Consider the following 13,544-nt stretch of genomic DNA (forward strand, 5'->3'; position numbering starts at 1 on the left):
AAAGACCGACGCGAAGCCCCGGCGACGCCGGCCGATCCAGGGAGAAGGACGCGTGGCAGCCATCCGCAGCGAGGGGAGCCGGCCGGAGCCTCGGTCCCGCGTCGACGTCCTCGTCATCGGCGGCGGCAACGCCGCCCTATGCGCGGCGATCAGCGCCCGGCGCGAGGGCGCCTCGGTCCTGGTGCTGGAATCCGCCGACGCCTTCTGGCGCGGCGGCAACACCCGCCACACCCGCAACATGCGCTGCGCCCACGACAGCGCCACCGAGATCCTCACCGGCCCCTACACCGAGGAGGAGTTCTTCGAGGACCTGCTGCGGGTCACCGGCGGGCGTACCGACGAGGACCTCGCCCGCCACATGATCCGCGAATCGAAGGCGATGCTGACCTGGATCGCCGAGCAGGGCGTGCGCTGGCAGCCCTCCCTCGGCGGCACCCTGTCGCTCGGGCGCACCAACTCGTTCTTCCTCGGCGGCGGCCGGGCGATGCTCAACGCCCTCTACGCCACCGCCGGGCGCCTCGGGGTCGAGGTCCGCTACGAGGCCGAGGTGACCGACCTCGCGATCGAGGACGGGCACTTCCTGGCCGCCACCCTGCGCTCGGGCGAGCGCATCGAGGCCGGCACCCTGGTCGCGGCGGCGGGCGGGTTCGAGTCCAACATCGACTGGCTGAAGCGCTACTGGGGCGAGGCGGCGGACAACTTCCTGATCCGCGGCACCCGCAACAACACCGGGGCGATCCTGCGGCTCCTCCTCGACAAGGGCGTTCAGAAGGTCGGCGACCCGACCCAGTGCCACGCCGTCGCGATCGACGCCCGCGCGCCGAAATACGACGGCGGCATCATCACCCGGCTCGACTGCGTCGTGTTCGGCATCGTCGTCAACAAGCACGCCGAGCGCTTCTACGACGAGGGCGAGGACATCTGGCCCAAGCGCTACGCGATCTGGGGCCGGCTCGTCGCCGCCCAGCCGGACCAGATCGCCTACGTCGTCTTCGACGCCCGCTCGCTCGAGCTGTTCATGCCCTCGCTCTACCCGCCGATCCGGGCCGAGACGATCCCGGCGCTCGCCGAGGCCCTCGGGCTCGACCCGGAGGCGCTCGACCGCACGGTGGCGGCGTTCAACGCCGCGGTCCGGCCCGGAACCTTCGACGACACGATCCTCGACGATTGCCGCACCGAGGGCCTGACGCCGCCCAAATCGCACTGGGCCCGGCGGATCGAGACCGGGCCGTTCTACGCCTACCCGGTCCGGCCGGGCATCACCTTCACGTATCTCGGCACCCGGGTGAACCGCGACGCCCGCATGATCATGGCCGACGGCCGGCCGTCCGCCAACATGTTCGCCGCCGGCGAGATCATGGCCGGCAACGTGCTCGGCCAGGGCTACGCCGCCGGCATCGGGATGACCATCGGGGCCGTGTTCGGCCGGATCGCCGGACGGGAGGCGGCGCGCCATGCTCGCAACTGAGACGAAGACCTCGGGCACCACCGCCCACCACGCCAGCCCGGCCCTGGCCGAGGCCGACCGGCTGATGACCGTGTGCAATTCCTGCCGCTACTGCGAGGGATTGTGCGCGGTGTTCCCGGCGATGGAGACGCGCCGCTCGTTCGCGGACGGCGACCTGAACTACCTCGCCAACCTGTGCCACGGCTGCGGCGCCTGCTTCTACGACTGCCAGTTCTCGCCGCCGCACGCCTTCGACGTGAACGTGCCGCGGGTGCTGGCGCAGGTCCGCAACGAATCCTACGCCCATTACGCCTGGCCCCGCGCCCTGGCGCCGCTCTTCGCCCGCAACGGGACGGCGGTGGCCCTCGTCGCCGCCGGCTCGGTCGCGGCCTTCCTGTTCGGGTTCATGGCGTTCAACGACCCGGCGGTGATGTTCGGCCGGCAGATCGGGGAGGGGGCGTTCTACCGCCTGATGCCGCACACCACGATGGCGCTGCTGTTCGGGGCGGCGTTCCTCTACGCGCTCATCGCCCTCGGCCTCGGCCTGCTGGCGTTCTGGCGCGACATCGGCGAGACCCGACGGACCCTGCACGATGCCGGCTACAACTGGCAGGCGACCCAGGACGCCCTGCGGCTGCGCTACCTCGACGGCGGCGGCGCCGGCTGCATGAACCGGGACGGCGACCCGGCCAAGGACCGCCGCCGGCTCTATCATCACCTCACCTTCTACGGCTTCATGCTGTGCTTCGCCTCGACCTCGGTGGCGACGCTCTACCACTACCTCTTCGGCCGCGAGGCGCCGTATCCGTGGTGGGACCTGCCGGTGGTGCTCGGCACGCTCGGCGGCATCGGGATCGTGGTCGGGCCGCTCGGGCTCCTGCGGGCCAAGGCCGAGCGCGACCCGGCGATGCGGGCGCCGGAGGGGCGGGGCATGGAGACCGCCTTCACGCTGATGCTGCTGGCGCTCGGCGTCACCGGACTGGCGCTGCTGGTGCTGCGGGCGACCCCGCTGATGGGCACCCTGCTCGCCGTGCATCTCGGTGCGGTGTTCGGGTTCTTCGTGACCATGCCCTACGGCAAGTTCGTCCACGGACTCTACCGCTACCTCGCCCTGGTCCGCTTCGCCAGGGAGCGCAAGGCCCTGCACGGGCCCTCGCCCTCGGCCAAGCGCGCGCTGGCCAAGCCGGCCTGAGGCCCGCCGGCAGGGGAGCGGTCGGCGCATCGGCCGGCCCTGCCCGGCGGAGATCGGCTTCGCTCACGCGCGTGGAGCCTCCGGCTCCACCATGCGGTCTGGTGAGACGATGTCCGGAACGGATCGTCCGGAAATCGCATCAATCGGCCAGCAGCCGGGCCGAGAGGACGATGGCCACGACCGCGGCGCTGCCGACGACGAACATCACCATGGCACTGCTTTCCGACCGCCGGAGCGGGATTCGAGGATCGTCGGGAAGGGGGAGGCCGTAGGGCCGCGGCGGCGTGTAGTCGGCCTCTGCAACAGTTGTATGATCCCGCCGGCGCGTCCTCACGCCTCCGGCCGCGCTGCCGGGGCGAAGACGAGGCGCTGGTAGACGAGACCGATCCCGATCAGGCAGGCGCCGAGCCCGAGGAACGACAGGGCGCGCAAGGGGCCTTCGAGCCCGGCGAGATCGAGCAGGAACACCTTGAGGGTCGCCAGCCCGACCAGCCCGGCCGAGGCGAGGCGGGCGATCACCGATCCGCGCAGGATGCCCCAGCCGAGGGCCGCGAGGCCGAGCGCCAGCCACGCCGCCGAGTAGGCGTACCACTCCGCCTGCCCGGTGGCCCGGTCGAGCCCGATCCGCTCGCCCTGGAAGCCGTGCCGGACCGCGAGGCAGATCCCGAGGAAGCCCAGCGCCAGCCCGAGGCCCGCCGCCGCGCGGACGAACCAGACCGGCCGCACGCCCCGGGCCGCGCCGGCGAGCCCGAGGGCCGCGGCGGCCGGCAGGAGGTAGGCGAGGACGACGTCGTTGACGACCGCGCCGCCGGCGACCGGCTCGTCGGTCAGCAGCGGGTTGGCGACGAAGCCGAGGCCCAACGCCCCCTGCGCCAGGGCGAGAACCGCGAAGGCGAGGCCGCCGAACCGGATCACCGGCGAGGACGCGGGGCCGGAGAACCGCGTCAGCACCAGTGAGAAGCCGAGGGAGGCCAGGGTCGCCAGCCCCTGTTCCGGGAGGCTCGTCTCCGGCGCCGCGAGGTCGCCGCCGTGGAGCGCGTGGCGGATCTCCAGGAAGACGAACAGGCCGCCGAGCAGCAGGCCGAGCGCCTGCGCCACCTGCTCGGGCGCGTCGGCCGGTCGCCCGGGCCGGCGGATCACCCGGGCGGCGAGGCCGAAGCAGAGCGCCGGCAGTCCGTAGGCGGTGACGAGGCCGTTGAGGAGCGGCGTCGGCGACAGGCCGGGCCCGACCAGCGCCGGGTCCCAGGCGAGGCGGCCGGCCACGATCGCGCCCAGGCCGGCGACGCACCAGCGCAGGGCCGGGATGTCGAGGCGCCGGGCGATCCAGCCGGTGCCGAGCGCCGCTCCGGCGAGGGCGGGCGTGAGCGAGGCGCCCGACAGCGCGAAGACGAGGCCGAGGCACAGGCTCGCGACCACGGCCGACGCGAAGGCGCCGAGCCCGAGGGTGAGGGCGGCGGAGGGGGTGGCGTCGCCCTGGCGCCGGCACAGGGCCGCGAGGCCGCAGAACGCCGCCGCGAACGCTCCCGCCGCCACGGCGAAGCCCGGCGACACCTCGCCGGCGGCGAGCCGCAGGTCGGCGAGGGCGAGGGCGGCGAGCGGGGTCGAGGCCGCCCCCGCCGCACAGGCCAGCGCCGTACTGTAGGGCAGGCGGCTGCCCCCGAGCAGCCGCAGCGCGCCCGGCACGGCGACGCTCGCCGCGGCGGCGCCGGCGGCGGCGAGCAGCAGGACCGGGTCCCGCGCGCCGTGCCACAGCAGCACGAGGGGTTCGTCCGCCGTCCCCACTTCCGGCCACAGCACGAGGATTCCCGCGAGCGTCAGGGCCGCAACCGGAAGCCCCGCCGCCGCCGGCGCGGCGACGAACCCGGCGGCCGCCGGCACCGCCACCACGGCGACGGACGCGGCGGCCCAGCCGGCGACGGTCCCGGCCGGGGTGGTCAGGGCAAGGACCGCGAGCGCCACCCCGCCCCAGGCGGCAAGCGCCAGGGCGGCGCCCCGGTCGAGGCGGGCCGCCTCGTCGGGCACGCCGCGCCCCGGCAGCACGGCGAAGATCAGCGCGGCGAGCGCCTGCTGGACGACGAGATGGACCTGCACCGCCGTGCCGTTGCGGGCGAGTAGCGCCAGGAGGAGGCACCACGCCGCCGCGCCGGCGGCGCCCGCCACCGCGAGGGCGCGCCAGCCCTTGAGCCACGCGAAGGCGTAGGCGCAGGCCGTGACCACCGGCAGGTAGAGGACGGGCGGCCACGGGCTGCCGCCGCCGCCGACGAGGAGCGGCGTGGCGAGCGCGCCGAGGAGGCCGAGGCCGGCGAGCGCCGGGCCGTGCAGCAGGGCGGCGACCATCGCGGCGAGGCCCGTCGCGGCGAGCCCGGCGAAGGCCGGCAGCGGGCCGACGAAGCCGTAGAGCGCGTGGGCGGCGTAGACGGTTCCGAACACCGCCGCGATGGCGGCGGCGGTGACGATGGCCGGCACGTCGGGCCAGACCGCAGGGGCGGGCGCGGCCCCGCGCAGGCGCCGCCGCAGCCCCTCGCCGAGGGCGCCGAGGGCGAGCGCCAGGGCGAAGCCGGCGGCGATCCGCAGGCCCGGCCCGAACACCCCCTGCTCGACCGAGTAGCGCACCAGCAGCACCGCGCCGAGGGCGAGCGCGAGGCCGCCGGCCCACACCGTCCAGCGGGTGCCGAACCGCTCCTCGAAGGAGGGGCCGGCCGGTTCCGGCGGGCCCGCGGGCGCGACGGCGGGCACCGCGCCGGCCTTCGGGGCGGGCGGCGGGACGGCAGGGGCGGCCGGTCGGGGCTCCGGGACCGGCAGTGGCGGCTCGGCCACCGGGGCCGGGCCGGCTTCCAGCCCGGCAAGGCGCCGCTCCAGGGCCCGGATGCGCGAGCGCTGCCGCAGCGCCACCACCAGGGCGACCGGGCCGGACAGGGCCGAGGCCAGGATGGCCAGGACCGCGAACAGGAGGAAGCCGTCGTCCATCGGTCCGTCGAAACGTGTCGCGAGCGCGACACAGAGCATCATTCGCCCGGGCGGGCAACGCTCCGCCCGGGCTCCGTCAGGGCCATCGCTTCAGAGCGACCGCCCTGACCTTCTTGTTTGGCCTCAGGCGCCGGCAGTCACATCCGTGACTTTGGCTTTCGCTCCGCTTTCGCGTTCGAGGGGACATTCGTCCCCTCGAACCCGCTCCGCGGGGCGCTCTTCGGGCGCAGAGCGCACCGCGCCCGCCACCAGGCGTCGCCCTGCGGGCTCCGGCCTCACTCAGCGCCCGTCCGTCCTGCCGCCCTTCAGCGACAGCCCGGCGCAAAGCAGGGCCGCGACGATCGGGCCGGCCGCGAGGGTGAGCAGCGCGGGCGTGAAGCTCTGCGTCGCGTCCTTGATCCAGCCGACGAGGTAGGGGCCGATGAAGCCGCTGATCTGGGCGAAGCCGTTGATCATCGCGAGGCCGCCCGCCGCCGCGGCGCCGGTGAGGAACAGCGTCGGCAGGGCCCAGAACACGCCGAGCACGGCCCAGACCCCGAAGGCGGCGGCGCAGAGCAGCAGCAGGCCGGTCAGCGGGCTCGGCGCCAGCGCGCTCGCGGCCAGGAACACGCCGCCGATCAGCGCCGAGAGCGCGGTGTGCCACTGGCGCTCGCCGGTGCGGTCGGAGTTGCGCGCCACCACCACGAGGCCCACCGCCGCGCAGGCGAAGGGGACCGCCGTGACGAGGCCGGTCTGGAAGTCCGACAGCCCGCCGATGCTGCGCACGATCTGCGGCAGCCACAACACCACGCCGTAGATCGCGATGGCGTTGAACAGGTAGATCAGCGTCAGCAGCCACACCCGCGGATCGCGGAAGATCGTGCGGAACTCGTGCGAGCCGGTCCGGGCGATCTGGCGGTTCTCCCGATCCAGGGTGGCGATGAGCCACTCGCGCTCCTCGCGGTCGAGCCAGCGGCCGTCCTGCGGCCGGTCGACGAGGTAGAAGTAGGTGACCACCCCGAGGATCACTGCCGGCGCCGCCTCCAGGATGAACAGCCACTGCCACGCCGCGAGGCCGAACCAGGTCGGGTTGCTGGACAGGATCCAGCCCGAGAGCGGCGCCCCGATCACGCTGGACAGCACCGTCGCGGTCATGAAGCCGGCGGTCGCCTTGGCGCGGTCGCGGGCCGGGTACCAGTAGGTGAGGTAGAGCAGGATGCCGGGCACGAAGCCGGCCTCGGCCAGCCCGAGCAGGAAGCGCATGACGTAGAAGCTCGTCTCGCCCTGCACGAAGGCCATGCCGCCGGAGACGAGGCCCCAGCTCACCATGATGCGGGCGATCCAGCGCCGGGGGCCGACCCGGTGCATGATCATGTTGCTCGGGATCTCGAACGCGATGTAGCCGAGGAAGAAGATGCCGGCCCCGAGTCCGTAGACCGTGGCCGAGAAGCCGAGGTCCTTGTTCATGTGCAACGCCGCGAAGCCGACGTTCACCCGGTCGAGATAATTGATGATGAACAGGAGGAAGCAATAGAAGACGATGCGGGGCCTGAGCTTGGACAGGACGCGTCGGCGCAGGGCGTCGTCGTGCGACGCGTCGGCCGCGGGCGCGGCGGCGGCGAGGGAGGCCATGGTTTCCTTCCGGGGGGGAGGCGGGACGCCCGGTGGTGCCGGGTCTTGCCATTGGCCCCGCGCCACGGGCGCGAGGCTGACGCGGCCGCGACTCAGTAGGTCGCGCGTCCGCCCGACACGTCGAACACCGCGCCGGTCGAGAACGACGCCTCCTCGCTCGCCAGGAAGCAGATCAGCGAGGTCACCTCGTCGATCGTCCCGAAGCGGCCGATCGGGATCTTCGACAGCATGAAGTCGATGTGCTGTTGCGTCATCTGGTCGAAGATCGCGGTGCGCACCGCCGCCGGGGTCACGCAATTGACCCTGATCTCGGACTTCGCCAGTTCCTTGCCGAGGGACTTGGTGAAGCCGATCACCCCGGCCTTCGAGGCCGAGTAGGCGGAGGCGTTGGGGTTGCCCTCCTTGCCGGCGATCGACGCGACGTTGACGATGCGGCCGTAGCCGCCGCTCTCCATCGCGGGGATCGCGGCCTGGTTGCAGTAGAACAGGCCGTTGAGGTTGACGTCGACCACCCGGCGCCACGCCTCGGCCGGGTAGTCCTTCACGGTGGTGTTGGGCCCGGTGATGCCGGCGCTGCACACCAGCACGTCGAGGCCGCCGAGCGCGGCGAGGCTGCCCTCCATCGCCCGCGCGACCGCAGCCGCGTCGGCGATGTCGACGGCCTGCCCGTCGCTCGCGCCGGTCGCGGCCTTCGCCGTGTCGAGCGCCTCGGCGCTGAGGTCCCAGATGCTGACCCGGGCGCCCTCGGCGACGAGCCGGGCGACGACCGCGAGGCCGATGCCGGAGGCGCCGCCGGTGACGACGGCCCGGCGGCCCTGGAAGCGGTTCGGAAACGCCATGGCTCAGCCCTCCCCGCGCCGCCAGGACACCACGTCCTGGCGCTGCGACCCGAGCTTCTCGATGCCGAGCGTCATCACGTCGCCGGCCTTGAGGAACACCGGCTCGGGCTTGATGCCCATGCCGACGCCCGGGGGCGTGCCGGTGGTGACGACGTCGCCCGGCATCAGGGTCATGAAGCGGCTGAGATAGCTGACGATGTGGGCGCAGCCGAAGATCATCGTCCGGGTGTTCCCGGTCTGCATCCGCCTGCCGTTGAGGTCGAGCCACATGTCGAGGTTCTGCGGGTCGCCGACCTCGTCGGCGGTGACGAGCCAGGGGCCGATCGGGCCGAAGGTGTCGCAGCCCTTGCCCTTGTCCCAGGTGCCGCCGCGCTCGATCTGGTACTCGCGCTCGGACACGTCGTTGACGAGGCAGTAGCCGGCCACATGGTCGAGCGCCTGCGCCTCCTCGACGTAAGCCGCGCGCTTGCCGATCACGATCCCGAGCTCGACCTCCCAGTCGCCCTTCACCGAATCCTTCGGCAGCATCACCGGGTCGTTCGGGCCGCTGAGCGAGGAGATCGCCTTGGTGAAGACCACCGGCTCCTTGGGGATCGGCAGGTTCGATTCGGCGGCGTGGTCGGCGTAGTTCAGCCCGATGGCGATGAACTTGCCGATGCCGGTGAGCGGTGTGCCGAGGCGAGGTTCGCCCTCGATAATCGGCAGGCTCTCGGGCGAGAGCGTCGCCAGCGCGGCGAGGCCGTCGGCTGACAGGCAGCGCGCGTCGATGTCGGGCACGTGCCCCGACAGGTCGCGGATGCGGCCCTCGCCGTCGAGCAGGCCGGGCTTCTCGCGGCCCGCCGGGCCGTAGCGCAGGAGCTTCATGGTCGGTGATCCCTCTGGTCGGCGTAGAGGCCGGTGGTCGCGGACGGGTCGGGCGGGGTCCCATGCCGGCCGCCGGGCTCCCGCCCGCGCTGCCGGCCTCGCGATCCTCCCGGCGGCCGTGCCGCTCTTGTCAAATCCCATATTTTGGGATTTAGTTTTCATATCTGGGACGGTAGGCGGGCGGAGGGGACAGTGTCAACGGCGAAAGCGGAGCCGGATGCTCTCAAGGCGGCGGCACGGCCGGCGCCCGGCGCGGCCGCGGGCAGCCAGACGCTGCTGCGCGGCCTCGACATCCTCGACGCGGTGGCCGCGGGCGCGACCGACCTCGCGGCGCTGTCGGCGGCGCTCGGCACGACGCGCAGCACCACGCACCGGCTCGCCGCCGCCCTGGTCGAGCGGCGCTACCTCACCTTCGTGCCGCGGGAGGGCTACGGGCTCGGCCCCAAGCTGCTCGAACTCGGCTTCCGGGCCCAGGCCGCGATGGCGGTGCCGCAGGTGGCGCGGCCGCATCTGGAGCGCCTGTCGGCGACCTGCGAGGACACGATCCATCTCGGCATCCTCGACGGCGAGTGGGCGCTCTACCTCGACAAGATTCCGGGCCGGCGGCGGGTCGAGATCAGCTCGCGGGTCGGGGAGCGCCAGCCGGTCTGGTCGACCGGCCTCGGCAAGGCGCTGATCCTCGACCTCGACGAGGCGCGCTGGCGCGACTTCTACCAGGTCGGGCAGGCCCGCGGCGCGCGCCATGCCCGCGACCTCGACACCTGGCTCGCGCGCATGCGCGACTACGCGAGCCGCGGCGTCGCCTTCGACCACGAGGAGAACGAGCCCGAGGTGCGCTGCGTGGCGGCGCCGATCCGCAAGGCCGGCGGCGCGATCGTGGCGGGCCTCAGCGTGTCGAGCACCGCGCAGTACATGGACGAGGCCCGGATGGAACGCCTCGTCGGCGAGGTCGTGGCGACCGCCCGGGCGATCAGCCGGGCGCTCGGCTGGTCCGGCGGCGGCTGAGCGGGATCGTGGTCCCGGCGCGAGGGCGCCGTCGGGGTGCTTCCGCTTCGTGAGCGGATCGTAATGATCCGGACAGGCAACCTGCAGATCGCGGGTGTATTATCACCTTGTAGCCGATGCATTGATCCGGCTGAACACCAAGACAATGATTTCAAGAGGAGGCATGGTCATGTCCTACCGGAAATCCCTCGCTGCCGCGCTCGTCGCCACCACGGTGGTCGGCGGCGCCGCCTACGCCGCCGAGCAGACGGCCAAGCCGGTGGCGATGCAGGAGACGACGGCCCGGACGGCGATCGACCGCGACGTCGGCAAGCTCTCGAAGGACGGAGCCCAGGCGTTCCGCGACATGCAGCTCACCCGGGTCGCCATCTTCAACGCCGATCCCGCCCAGGCCAAGAGCCTGATCGGCCAGGCGCAGGCCGCCCTGGCGAAGGCCAGGACCGACGACGCCGTGTTCACCCGGGACGAGGCCGGCCTCAGGACGCCGGCGGACCTCGCGGCGACCAAGGCGGCGGGCGCCTCGGCCGACAAGGCATCGGCGGACAAGGCCCGGCCGGCCGGCAAGGAGGCCGCCTCGAAGGGGCCGGTCGCCTGGATGCCGGTCGATGCGCAGCTCACGCTCGGCGAGGACTTCCTGGCCACGCCCGCGAAGGCCTCGGCCGTCACCGAGGCGAACAAGAGCCTCGCCAAGGGCGACCAGACCGGTGCCATCGAGACGCTGAAGCTCGCCCATATCGACGTGAACTTCGTCATGGCGGTCCTGCCCCTCGACAAGACCGCGGCCGACGTGAATCAGGCCGCATCCCTCATCGATCAAGGCAAGTACTACGAGGCCAACGCGACGCTGAAATCCGCCGAGGACGGGATGCGCTTCGACGTCGTCGATGCGGTGGGCCTGCCCCGGAAGGCCGCTGCACCCGCCGCCGCCAAGCCCACCGCCGCCAAGCCCGCCGCCCAGCCGGCTACCCCGGACGCCCAGCCGGCGAAGTGATACGATGTCCGGACGACTCGTTCCGGACATCGGATCGCCAGCCCGCGCGGCGCTTGAGCGAAGCCGAAATCCGCATCGCGAAGCGATCCCGGAGGAATCGCCGAGCGATCGATCGGAATTCGCATGAGAAACCGGAAGCGGCGATGACCGTGCCGGGACGCCCAGGATCCCGGGTGTGGGACCAGGGCCTCGCCGCGCAAGCTCCGCCACGGCTTTCGACCGTTGGCGGAAATTCGAGAGCAGAACCAAAGGTCGTTTCCAACGACCGTTGGTCTCACGCCGCCGGCGCGAGATGCAGCAGCCGGCGCGCCTCCTCGGGCGTCGCGACGCGGCGGCCGGCCCTGGCGACCGCCTCGGCGGCGAGCGAGACCAACTCGGCGTTGCTCGCCGCCAGCCGGTCCCTGGTCACCCGGATGTTGTCCTCGAGCCCGGTGCGGACCGCATCCGCCCCGCGGGCGAGCGCCCAGTCCATCACCCGGGCCTGCTCGCGGCCGATGCCCGCCGCGGTCCAGGTCGCCTCGGGCAGGACCCGGCGCAATTCGCCGAGCAGGATGTCGAGCAAGCGCTCGTCGGCCGGCATCGCGTTCTTGACGCCCATCACGAACTGCACGTGCGGACGCGCATCCATCAGGCCGCCCTCGACCAGGGCCCTGGCGCCGTGCAGGTGCGAGAGGTCGAAGATCTCGATCTCGGGCCGGATGCCGTTGGCCTTCATCGTGCCGGCGAGGTCGGTCACCAGCGTGGTGTGGTTCTCGTACACGATGGTCGGGAAGTTGACCGATCCGGTCGAGAGCGACGCCATGTCGGGCCGGTGCACCAGCGACAGGCCCCGCGCGCTCGGGTCGCGGCCGCGCCCGCCGGTCGAGAACTGCACGATCATGCCGGGGCAGTGCTGGCGCACCCCCTCCTGCACCGCCGCGAACTTGTCCGGGTCCGAGGACGGCGATTCGTCGTCGTTGCGGACGTGGATGTGGACCAGGGTGGCGCCGGCCTCGTAGGCCTGATGGGTCGACTCGATCTGCTCGGCGACGGCGGTCGGGACCGCCGGGTTGTCCTTCTTGCGCGGCACCGAGCCGGTGATCGCGACGGCGACGACGACGGGATTCATGACACTCTCCTGAAGCTGGTGACGCCCGGCATCATTCGCCGAAATGGCTACCGTTTCGGCGGTGGAAATGATGCAGGAACAGAAACCTGAGCAGAGTTGCCTCCTGCAACTCTGCTCAGGTCAGGCGTCGAAGAACACGGTCTCGTCCTGGCCCTGGAGCCGGATGTCGAAGACGTAGACCACGCCGCCGCCGCGCTCCTCGCGCCGGGCGATCAGGGTCTTGCGGCGATTCGGCTGCTCGATGAGCCCGAGCACCGGGTCGGCCGCGTTGGCCTCGGCCTCGTCCGGGAAGTACAGCCGGGTCTGGAGGCCGATGTTGATGCCGCGGGCGGCGATCCAGAAGTTGACGTGCGGCGCCTGTGGGCGGTGGCCCTTGCGGCCCTCGACCGGGCCGGGCTTCACCGTCTCGAAGTGCCACAGGCCGGTCTCGAAATCCGAGCCGGTGCGGCCCCAGCCGCGAAAGCCCTCGTCGAGGGGCTTGCCCTCCTGGCGGTCGGCCGGGTGGTTGTAGCGCCCGGCGGCGTTGGCCTGCCAGATCTCGACCAGCACGTCGCGCACCGGCGAATCGGCGCCGTCGAACACCCGGCCCTCAATGCGGATCCGCTCGCCCGTCGTGTCGGGGCCGGCGAGAACGTTGGAGAAGTTGGTCTCGAAGATGTCGAACCCGGCCTGATGCGGGATCAGACCGATATGGACGTAGGGACCCGCGGTCTGCGACGGCGTTTCCTTCAGGCGGGGGGAGAGCGGCTGGACCATGGCGTTTCCTCAATTGCCCTGGAGCTTGTTCTCGAACAGCGTCTGCTGGCGCCCGCGCAGCACGATGTCGAACTGGTAGGCGAGCATGTCGAGGGGCAGGGCCGCCGACAGGTCGAGGGGCGCGATCAGGCGCACGGCCGCCGCCGGGTCGGGGATGCCGAGGATCATCGGATCGTGCCGGATCAGCGGGTCGCCCTCGAAGTACATCTGGGTGATGAGCCGCTGGGCGAAGCCGGAGCCGAACACCGAGAAGTGGATATGCGCCGGCCGCCAGGAATTGAGGAAGTTGCGCCAGGGATAGGCCCCGGGCTTGATCGTGCGGAAGTAGTAGTAGCCGTTCTCGTCGGTGATCGTCCGGCCGCAGCCGCCGAAATTCGGGTCGATCGGCGCGAGGTAGCGGTCGTTGCGGTGGCGGTAGCGCCCGCCGGCATTGGCCTGCCAGAACTCGACCAGGGTGTGCGGCACGCCGCGGCCGTTCTCGTCGCGGACATGGCCGTGGACGAGGATGCGCTCGCCGATCGGCTCGCCGTCGCGGGCGTAGTTGAGGATCAGGTCGTTGTCGAGCGGCCCGATCTCGGAACGGCCGAAGGTCGGCCCGGTCACCTCGGAGAGCGAGTTCTCGAGGGAGATCAGCGCGGCGCGGGGCGAGCGCAGCACGCTGGTCTTGTAGTCCGGCGTGAAGGCCGGGGGATGGATGCCCCGGTCGCGCTGCAGGAATTCCCGGTCGAGTCCGTTCACGGCGTTCCTCCTGTCGTTTCGGCGTG

At 72.3% G+C, this 13,544-nt stretch carries 11 protein-coding genes; 4 read left to right on the forward strand and 7 right to left on the reverse strand.

Annotated elements, in window-relative coordinates; genetic code table 11:
- Positions 1–61 precede the first annotated feature (61 nt).
- Entirely contained in the window at positions 62–1,468 is a 1,407-nt protein-coding gene (gene tcuA / locus EOE48_RS20395; protein ID WP_127732690.1) for an FAD-dependent tricarballylate dehydrogenase TcuA, read from the forward strand.
- Positions 1,455–2,639 carry a tricarballylate utilization 4Fe-4S protein TcuB gene (gene tcuB / locus EOE48_RS20400; RefSeq protein ID WP_127732583.1) on the forward strand — a complete coding sequence of 395 codons (1,185 nt, stop codon included), beginning with the start codon at positions 1,455–1,457 and terminating at the stop codon, positions 2,637–2,639. The genes tcuA and tcuB overlap by 14 nt, the downstream gene beginning before the upstream one ends.
- Positions 2,640–2,969: 330 nt before the next feature.
- Here tcuB and EOE48_RS20405 read toward each other — a convergent pair whose 3' ends face one another.
- From EOE48_RS20405 to EOE48_RS20420, 4 genes are all read right to left on the reverse strand, one after another.
- The gene (locus tag EOE48_RS20405; RefSeq protein WP_127732585.1) at positions 2,970–5,606 is read right to left on the reverse strand and encodes a DUF2339 domain-containing protein; all 2,637 of its coding nucleotides are present in this window, start codon (positions 5,604–5,606) and stop codon (positions 2,970–2,972) included.
- A gap of 279 nt (positions 5,607–5,885) precedes the next feature.
- The gene (locus tag EOE48_RS20410; protein WP_127732587.1) at positions 5,886–7,217 is read right to left on the reverse strand and encodes an MFS transporter; all 1,332 of its coding nucleotides are present in this window, start codon (positions 7,215–7,217) and stop codon (positions 5,886–5,888) included.
- Positions 7,218–7,309: 92 nt separating this feature from the next.
- On the reverse strand, positions 7,310–8,056 hold the full coding sequence (locus EOE48_RS20415) for an SDR family NAD(P)-dependent oxidoreductase (protein ID WP_127732589.1): 747 nt from the start codon (positions 8,054–8,056) through the stop codon (positions 7,310–7,312).
- Positions 8,057–8,059: 3 nt separating this feature from the next.
- Positions 8,060–8,920 (reverse strand): 2,4-didehydro-3-deoxy-L-rhamnonate hydrolase, encoded by an 861-nt coding sequence (locus tag EOE48_RS20420; RefSeq protein WP_127732591.1) that lies wholly within the window; start codon positions 8,918–8,920, stop codon positions 8,060–8,062.
- 192 nt (positions 8,921–9,112) lie between these two features.
- Between EOE48_RS20420 and EOE48_RS20425 the strand changes: the two genes are divergently transcribed.
- Complete coding sequence (locus EOE48_RS20425) at positions 9,113–9,925, forward strand: IclR family transcriptional regulator (RefSeq protein WP_127732593.1); 813 nt, start codon at positions 9,113–9,115, stop codon at positions 9,923–9,925.
- A gap of 169 nt (positions 9,926–10,094) precedes the next feature.
- Positions 10,095–10,916 carry a YfdX family protein gene (locus tag EOE48_RS20430; protein WP_127732595.1) on the forward strand — a complete coding sequence of 274 codons (822 nt, stop codon included), beginning with the start codon at positions 10,095–10,097 and terminating at the stop codon, positions 10,914–10,916.
- Between the two features lie 274 nt (positions 10,917–11,190).
- Here the strand turns inward: EOE48_RS20430 and EOE48_RS20435 are convergent, their stop codons facing one another.
- The 3 genes from EOE48_RS20435 to pcaH all read right to left on the reverse strand — a co-directional run bounded on the left by EOE48_RS20435 (position 11,191) and on the right by pcaH (position 13,518).
- Positions 11,191–12,024 carry a 3-oxoadipate:acetyl-CoA acetyltransferase gene (locus tag EOE48_RS20435; protein ID WP_127732597.1) on the reverse strand — a complete coding sequence of 278 codons (834 nt, stop codon included), beginning with the start codon at positions 12,022–12,024 and terminating at the stop codon, positions 11,191–11,193.
- A gap of 120 nt (positions 12,025–12,144) precedes the next feature.
- Positions 12,145–12,780 (reverse strand): protocatechuate 3,4-dioxygenase subunit alpha, encoded by a 636-nt coding sequence (pcaG, locus tag EOE48_RS20440; protein ID WP_127732599.1) that lies wholly within the window; start codon positions 12,778–12,780, stop codon positions 12,145–12,147.
- A gap of 9 nt (positions 12,781–12,789) precedes the next feature.
- Positions 12,790–13,518: a protocatechuate 3,4-dioxygenase subunit beta gene (pcaH, locus tag EOE48_RS20445; RefSeq protein WP_127732601.1), complete on the reverse strand. Its 729-nt coding sequence runs from the start codon at positions 13,516–13,518 to the stop codon at positions 12,790–12,792.
- Positions 13,519–13,544 lie beyond the last annotated feature (26 nt).

It is taken from the genome of Methylobacterium oryzihabitans, assembly GCF_004004555.2.
Lineage (GTDB): Bacteria > Pseudomonadota > Alphaproteobacteria > Rhizobiales > Beijerinckiaceae > Methylobacterium > Methylobacterium oryzihabitans.

Bases quoted from the DNA above. Each gene is read 5' to 3' on its own strand.
- tcuB (WP_127732583.1), top strand. From the start codon at position 1,455: ATGCTCGCAACTGAGACGAAGACCTCGGGCACCACCGCCCACCACGCC.
- EOE48_RS20405 (WP_127732585.1), bottom strand. From the start codon at position 5,606: ATGGACGACGGCTTCCTCCTGTTCGCGGTCCTGGCCATCCTGGCCTCG.
- EOE48_RS20410 (WP_127732587.1), bottom strand. From the start codon at position 7,217: ATGGCCTCCCTCGCCGCCGCCGCGCCCGCGGCCGACGCGTCGCACGAC.
- EOE48_RS20415 (WP_127732589.1), bottom strand. From the start codon at position 8,056: ATGGCGTTTCCGAACCGCTTCCAGGGCCGCCGGGCCGTCGTCACCGGC.
- EOE48_RS20420 (WP_127732591.1), bottom strand. From the start codon at position 8,920: ATGAAGCTCCTGCGCTACGGCCCGGCGGGCCGCGAGAAGCCCGGCCTG.
- EOE48_RS20430 (WP_127732595.1), top strand. From the start codon at position 10,095: ATGTCCTACCGGAAATCCCTCGCTGCCGCGCTCGTCGCCACCACGGTG.
- EOE48_RS20435 (WP_127732597.1), bottom strand. From the start codon at position 12,024: ATGAATCCCGTCGTCGTCGCCGTCGCGATCACCGGCTCGGTGCCGCGC.
- pcaG (WP_127732599.1), bottom strand. From the start codon at position 12,780: ATGGTCCAGCCGCTCTCCCCCCGCCTGAAGGAAACGCCGTCGCAGACC.